Below are 6,518 nucleotides of genomic sequence, written 5' to 3'. Positions count from 1 at the left end.
ATGGTGGGTCGTGCGGGATTCGAACCTGCGACCAATTGATTAAAAGTCAACTGCTCTACCAACTGAGCTAACGACCCATTATGTATTATTGCTTAAACGCTTTAGAGAATACTGCGAGACAAAACAGGAAGAGGAATATCGTTGCGATGATTTCAACTTCTTACATTCAAACTAAACTTCAGTATGAATGGTGGGTCGTGCGGGATTCGAACCTGCGACCAATTGATTAAAAGTCAACTGCTCTACCAACTGAGCTAACGACCCATTATGTATTATTGCTTAAACGCTTTAGAGAATACTGCGAGACAAAACAGGAAGAGGAATATCGTTGCGATGATTTCAACTTCTTACATTCAAACTAAACTTCAGTATGAATGGTGGGTCGTGCGGGATTCGAACCTGCGACCAATTGATTAAAAGTCAACTGCTCTACCAACTGAGCTAACGACCCATTATGTATTATTGCTTAATGACAATTCAGTGCCAGTCGTGCGGGATTACTCGTCCTGCGGACTCGCCCTTCGGGTCAACGCTAACGCGTTGCTGTCTCGCTTCGCTCGGCTCGAACTTTTAACCATTTGATTAAAATTCAACTGCTCTACTAACTGAGCTAACGACCCATTATGCGCTACTGCTTACTATAATTTCCTGCTGCCTGAACGTTTTACAGTTGTCTTGGCAACGGCGGCATATATTACTAATTTCTCTTCACAGTGCAACTTAAATTTCTGTTAATACGTTTAACTGCTTGTTCTTCGCTCGCTAAAGCCCAGAAATTAGTCAATAAGACCAATTCCTGGGCTCAAAAAAGGCTAAAGAGCAGATAACCGTTTCTGTGCCTGTTTAGCAGCATCGGTATTGGGATATTGCTTGATCACTTGTTGATAAACCGCCTTTGCTTTATCGCTTTGGCCTTTATCCTGCATGATCACCCCAACTTTAAACATTGCTTCTGAACTTTTTGGAGACTTTGGATAATTTTTTACTACAACAGCATAATAATATGCAGCATCGTCTTTCTTACCTTTGTTGTAATACAACTGCCCTAACCAATAATTGGCATTAGGCTGGTAAGTCGACTTTGGATACTGTTTCACAAAACCTTGGAAAGCAGTGATCGCTTGATCATATTGCTTTTTCTCAAGAGCTAGAGAAACGGCAGCATTGTAATCGCTGTTTTCATCACCGGTACTTGCTGCAGGTGCCGCTGTAGCCGCTGCAGCGCCCGCAGAGGCCGTGCCAGAACTTCCTGCCGCTGCATTATCTGTCGCAGCGCCAGTAGCCGCAGGCGTTGCACTCGACGCCCCCTGACCACCGCTCAGACTATCTATCTGCTGATAGATCTGTTTTTGCCGCTCAACAATTTGATTGAGCTGATACTGATTTTCTTGGATCTGACCGCGTAAACTATCAACATCGCGTTGCGAATCTGACAGTTGTTGCTGAAGTTGAGTTAATAGCTGGCTGTGAGCGTTAGAAATACGCTCAAGTTGAGTGACTCGATCTTCTACCGAGCCGGAGCCGACATTACTGATTGGCGCTTGGGCAGTAGCGGCCCATGGGACCGCTACGCCAACCAGTAACGACAGACCCACTAAGTGACGTCTGAAGTTACTGTTCATGCGATTCTCTTAGTAAACCAGAACTGCACGACGGTTTTTAGCGAACGCTGCTTCGTCATGGCCCAGTACTGCTGGTTTCTCTTTACCGTAAGAAACGATAGAGATTTGGTCAGCAGAAACGCCTTTACCTTGCAGATACATTTTCACTGCATTTGCACGACGCTCGCCCAACGCGATGTTGTATTCTGGCGTACCGCGTTCATCCGCGTGGCCTTCAACAACAACTTTGTAAGATGGGTTGCTACGCAGGAATGCAGCATGTGCATCCAGCATTTGAGCGAAGTCAGAACCGATATCGTATTTATCGAAACCGAAGTAAACGATATTGTTCTTTTGCAGTTCTTGCATCTGAAGACGCGCTTGCTCTTCGGAAGACAGGTTGCTGCCGTTTTCTGTACCAGTGCCAGCGCCCATGCCAGATTGGTCATTATTTGCGCTTTTGTTGGAACTACAAGCCGCTACAGCCAGAACTGGCAAAGCCAACATTAGCCCTTTTAGCACTTTGTTCAGTTGCATCTCTTTGATCCTTTTTTATAGTTTGCCATACATACGTATTTACACATGCATCACAGATACGGCGACCAGGCAGGAAATTTGACCTGTCCATCAGTTGCCGGAAGACGCGCTTTGAAACGCCCATCAGTCGAGACCAGCTGTAACACGGCTCCCAGCCCTTGTGTCGAGCTATAGATAACCATGGTGCCGTTAGGCGCGATACTAGGCGTTTCATCCAGGAACGTGTCCGTTAACACTTGAACGGCTCCCGTTTCTAGATCCTGTTTGGCGATGTGTTGTGCCCCACCATTGGAACTGACCAATGCCAAGAATTTACCATCAGGACTCACATCTGCGTTCTGGTTCTGAGAACCTTCCCATGTGATTCGCTGAGGCGCACCGCCATTAATATTCACTTTATACACTTGTGGACGGCCACCCTGATCCGAGGTATAGGCCAGATTCTGGCTATCCGGGAACCAGCTTGGTTCAGTATTATTGTTACGACCATCGGTAACTTGGCTAATTTGACCAGACCCAAGATCCATAACATACAAGTTTAGGCTACCGCTTTTAGATAATGCGAACGCCAGTTTAGTGCCATCCGGAGAGAAGGCTGGAGCACCATTATGACGAGGGAATGAAGCCACTTGTCGAATTGCACCATTCGCCAGCGTCTGAATAACCAGTGCTGATTTGCCACTCTCAAACGTTACATAAGCAATCTTGCTACCATCTGGAGACCAGGCTGGTGACATCAAAGGCTCAGGAGAACGGTGAACCACAAATTGGTTGTAGCCATCGTAATCAGAAACCCGTAATTCATGTGGGAATTTGCCGCCGTTGGTTTGCACAACATAAGCAATACGGGTGCGGAAAGCACCTTTAATCCCTGTCAGTTTTTCAAAGACTTCATCACTGGCTGTGTGTGCAGAATAACGCAACCACTGTTTGGTTACTTTATACTGATTTTGCGCCAAAACACTACCAGCCGAACCAGAAGTATCGACTAACTGGTAAGACACGACATAGCTGCCATCGGCGCTAGGTTGAACCTGGCCAACAACAACAGCATCGATCCCCAACGCAGTCCAAGCCGCAGGTGTGACTTCAGCAGCAGTGGAAGGTTGTTGTGGCATGCGAGCCGCATCAATTGGGTTAAATTTACCACTGTTACGCAAATCCGCGCCGACAATAGCGCCAATTTCTTCTGGTGGTGTACCTGGCCCCATCCACTTGAATGGAACAACCCCAATTGGACGAGCTGAGTCTACCCCTTGGGTAATCTCTATTCGAACTTCCGCATGTAATACAGAAGCCCATAAAACTAAAAAGCCTAGCGCTACTCGAAATGCCTGCTTCATCTTATCTCCCTTATCCGAGCGGGATGCTCGCGATAATTAGCAGAATTTTAACAAACCAACGCAAACAAAACTACATAATCCATGGTTGATTAACAGAGTTATCCACTGCCAATCAAACTTTATTGCGGTTTAAAATCAAGTGGAACATTCTTAAACACTTCATAAACATCCTGACTTGGAGGTTTAGGGATTTTAGCAAGTTTGGCTGCGGCGATGGCGGCCTGACACAGTGCCGGGTCCCCTCCTTCCGCTTTAACATCAATTAATAGACCGTCTGGTGCTAATTTAATTCGCAGATTACAGGTACGGCCTTTGTAAAGATCTGCATCATAAAATTTACTTTGGATAGCCGCAGTTACCTGTCCTAGGTAGCCACTGATATCACCGGCGGATGCCCCGCTCTTTTTACCACCACCTTTACCGGCAGCAGCAGCACCCGCACCTGAGCCACTTTTCGGCGCATTCTTGGAATTGGCCAAGCCGCCAAACAAATCATCAACATCCGTTGCAGCGGCCGCTTCTGCAGCAGCTTTTTTCTTAGCCTCAGCAGCTGCGGCTTTTTTAGCATCAGCGGCAGCTTTTTTCTCAGCATCAGCCGCCGCTTTCTTTTCAGCTGCCTCTGCGGCAGCCTTTTTCGCATCTTCTGCCGCCTTCTTCGCGTCAGCATCAGCTTGTTTCTTCGCAGCAGCAGCGACAGCAGCTTCTTTTTTAGCTTCAGCTTCCGCTTTCTTCTGGGCTTCTGCCTGCGCTTTCACGAGTTTATCTGCTTCAGCTTTGGCCTGAGCGGCAGCAGCTTCAGCTTGCTTCTGCTCTTCTTTTGCTTTAGCCGCTGCGGCAGCAGCCGCTTTCTGTTGTTCAGCCGCTTCTTTTTGCTGCTCAGCTGCTTGTTTTTTCGCTTCTTCAGCCGCCTGCTTTGCATCTTCCTGTGCTTGCAGACGCTCTTTTTCTAATTCTTTCAGACGTTGTTGTTCTGCTGCCTGCTTCTGCTGCAGCTCTTCAGCTTGCTGGTCAGCTTTTTTCTGGCGTTGCTGCTCCGCCCGTTTCGCGTCAGTCTGTTGTTGCTGTTGGCGGTTATATTGCTCTGTCACCGCGCCCGGATCGACCATGACGGCGTCAATAACTTCGCCGCCAGCACCGCCGCCGCCCATTTCAGTCGTCTGCGTCAGAGAGCCCCAAATCAACAGGGCAATCAATATGATGTGCAGAACCACCGACACGATAACGGCGCGATTCAGCTTATCATTTTGCTCGGTTGCCTTACCCACGCTCGATTTCCACACTCGATGTCCGCGCTCTATTGCTAAAAAACGGAACTGCTAAAAACAAGGTATCTACTGGCTGGGTTCACGCTCAATCCAGCCAATATCAACGCAAATTTATATCGGTTGAGTCATTAAGCCCACCGACGTAACGCCAGCCTGATGCAGCATATTCAGCGCCTTAATGATTTCATCATAAGGAACCTCTTTAGCACCACCGATCAGGAAAACAGTTTTCGGATTCGATTTCAACCTTGCCTGAGCTTCTGCTATCACTTGTTCTGAAGGCAGCTGCTCCATCCGTTGATGATCAATCACCAGTGAATATTGCCCCACACCAGAAACTTCAACAATCACCGGAGGGTTATCATCACTGGATACAGTTTTTGAATCCGTCGCATCAGGAAGATCTACCTCAACGCTCTGCGTGATAATCGGAGCGGTAGCCATAAAGATCAGCAATAGCACCAACAAAACGTCAAGTAAGGGAACAATGTTAATTTCAGACTTAAGCTCGCGACGTCTACGACCACGTACTCGCGCCATACAACCCCCTACTTATTTGCTCTCGGCGCTGGCAAAAGCCTGACGATGCAGAATAGCAATGAACTCTTCCATGAAGTTGTCATAGTTTTGTTCAAGTTTATTCACTCGCTGGTTCAGGCGGTTATAAGCCATAACAGCAGGGATTGCGGCGAACAGACCAATTGCCGTAGCAATCAGTGCTTCAGCAATACCAGGAGCCACCATTTGTAAGGTCGCCTGCTTGACTGCACCCAGAGAAATAAAGGCATGCATAATCCCCCATACTGTACCAAATAGACCGATATACGGGCTGATGGAACCAACAGTACCAAGGAAAGGAATATGAGTTTCGAGTGCTTCCAGCTCGCGGTTCATAGAGATGCGCATCGCACGGGAAGCGCCGTCAATCACAGCTTCAGGTGCGTGGCTATTTGCGCGATGCAAACGAGCAAACTCTTTAAATCCGGAATGGAAGATTTGCTCGGAACCACCAAGCGTATCACGGCGAGCTTGACTCTCTTGGTATAGGCGAGACAGCTCGATGCCAGACCAAAATTTATCTTCGAAAGCCTCTGCATCGCGGGTGGCAGCATTCAGAATACGCGTTCGCTGAATGATAATCGCCCATGAAGCAATAGAAAAGCCCATCAAAACCAGCATGATAAGCTTAACGAATAGGCTTGCCTGCAGGAATAAATCCAGAATGTTCATGTCAGCCACTACTTAAACTCCGCGACAATAGACTTAGGAAGCGCTCTTGGCTTCATTTGGTGTGGATCGATACATGCGATCAATACTTCTGCACTACTCAGAAGATTGCCATGTGAGTCGAGAATTCGTTGAGCAAACGTGAGAGAAGCCCCACGCATTGCGGTAATTTCACTCTGAACTTCCAGCATATCATCAAGACGTGCAGGCGCCAGATATTCTACCGTCATGCGGCGGACAGCGAAAGCGACATGCTCACTGAGCAATTGCTGCTGGTGAAAATTGCGTTGGCGCAACATTTCCGTGCGCGCCCTTTCGTAAAAGGCAACGTAGCGCGCGTGATAAACCACGCCACCAGCATCGGTGTCTTCAAAGTAGACACGTACCGGCCATCGAAACAACGTATTACTCACTCTACTTCCCAGTAATGCAATTAACGGACACACTATACTGAAGAGCGTTAAGCTTTGGAATCACTTGCGAGAATAGAACGAAAATAATTATGGGCCAGGCGACCCATAAAGGAGAGTTTGTGTTCAGATTAG

Annotated in this window: 7 protein-coding genes, 3 tRNA genes and 1 other RNA gene; all 11 read right to left on the bottom strand. The window is 47.6% G+C overall.

The annotated features are described in order from the left end of the window. Position 1: 1 nt before the first annotated feature. Positions 2 to 77 (bottom strand) — tRNA-Lys (locus tag HUZ92_RS11820). A 111-nt stretch (positions 78 to 188) separates the two neighbouring features. After that, positions 189 to 264 (bottom strand) — tRNA-Lys (locus HUZ92_RS11815). A 111-nt stretch (positions 265 to 375) separates the two neighbouring features. Then, positions 376 to 451: transfer RNA gene (locus tag HUZ92_RS11810), tRNA-Lys, on the bottom strand. A 29-nt stretch (positions 452 to 480) separates the two neighbouring features. Continuing rightward, positions 481 to 613: non-coding RNA, RtT sRNA (locus tag HUZ92_RS11805), on the bottom strand. Positions 614 to 812: 199 nt separating this feature from the next. After that, positions 813 to 1,622: a cell division protein CpoB gene (gene cpoB / locus HUZ92_RS11800; protein ID WP_145579610.1), complete on the bottom strand. Its 810-nt coding sequence runs from the start codon at positions 1,620 to 1,622 to the stop codon at positions 813 to 815. Between the two features lie 9 nt (positions 1,623 to 1,631). Further along, positions 1,632 to 2,138: a peptidoglycan-associated lipoprotein Pal gene (pal, locus tag HUZ92_RS11795; RefSeq protein WP_005278500.1), complete on the bottom strand. Its 507-nt coding sequence runs from the start codon at positions 2,136 to 2,138 to the stop codon at positions 1,632 to 1,634. Between the two features lie 50 nt (positions 2,139 to 2,188). Next, positions 2,189 to 3,481 carry a Tol-Pal system beta propeller repeat protein TolB gene (tolB, locus tag HUZ92_RS11790; protein ID WP_050098865.1) on the bottom strand — a complete coding sequence of 431 codons (1,293 nt, stop codon included), beginning with the start codon at positions 3,479 to 3,481 and terminating at the stop codon, positions 2,189 to 2,191. 119 nt (positions 3,482 to 3,600) lie between these two features. Further along, positions 3,601 to 4,746 (bottom strand): cell envelope integrity protein TolA, encoded by a 1,146-nt coding sequence (tolA, locus tag HUZ92_RS11785; RefSeq protein ID WP_050098866.1) that lies wholly within the window; start codon positions 4,744 to 4,746, stop codon positions 3,601 to 3,603. Positions 4,747 to 4,857: 111 nt separating this feature from the next. Next, entirely contained in the window at positions 4,858 to 5,286 is a 429-nt protein-coding gene (tolR, locus tag HUZ92_RS11780) for a colicin uptake protein TolR (RefSeq protein ID WP_050098867.1), read from the bottom strand. Between the two features lie 12 nt (positions 5,287 to 5,298). After that, positions 5,299 to 5,985 carry a Tol-Pal system protein TolQ gene (gene tolQ, locus HUZ92_RS11775; RefSeq protein WP_004393307.1) on the bottom strand — a complete coding sequence of 229 codons (687 nt, stop codon included), beginning with the start codon at positions 5,983 to 5,985 and terminating at the stop codon, positions 5,299 to 5,301. Next, on the bottom strand, positions 5,985 to 6,386 hold the full coding sequence (gene ybgC / locus HUZ92_RS11770; RefSeq protein WP_005165498.1) for a tol-pal system-associated acyl-CoA thioesterase: 402 nt from the start codon (positions 6,384 to 6,386) through the stop codon (positions 5,985 to 5,987). The genes tolQ and ybgC overlap by 1 nt, the downstream gene beginning before the upstream one ends. Positions 6,387 to 6,518: the final 132 nt, after the last annotated feature.

This window comes from Yersinia vastinensis (genome assembly GCF_902726565.1).
GTDB classification, from domain to species: domain Bacteria; phylum Pseudomonadota; class Gammaproteobacteria; order Enterobacterales; family Enterobacteriaceae; genus Yersinia; species Yersinia vastinensis.
The sequence above is the reverse complement of the archived record's forward strand: the minus strand, read 5'-3'. Positions and strand labels throughout refer to the sequence as shown.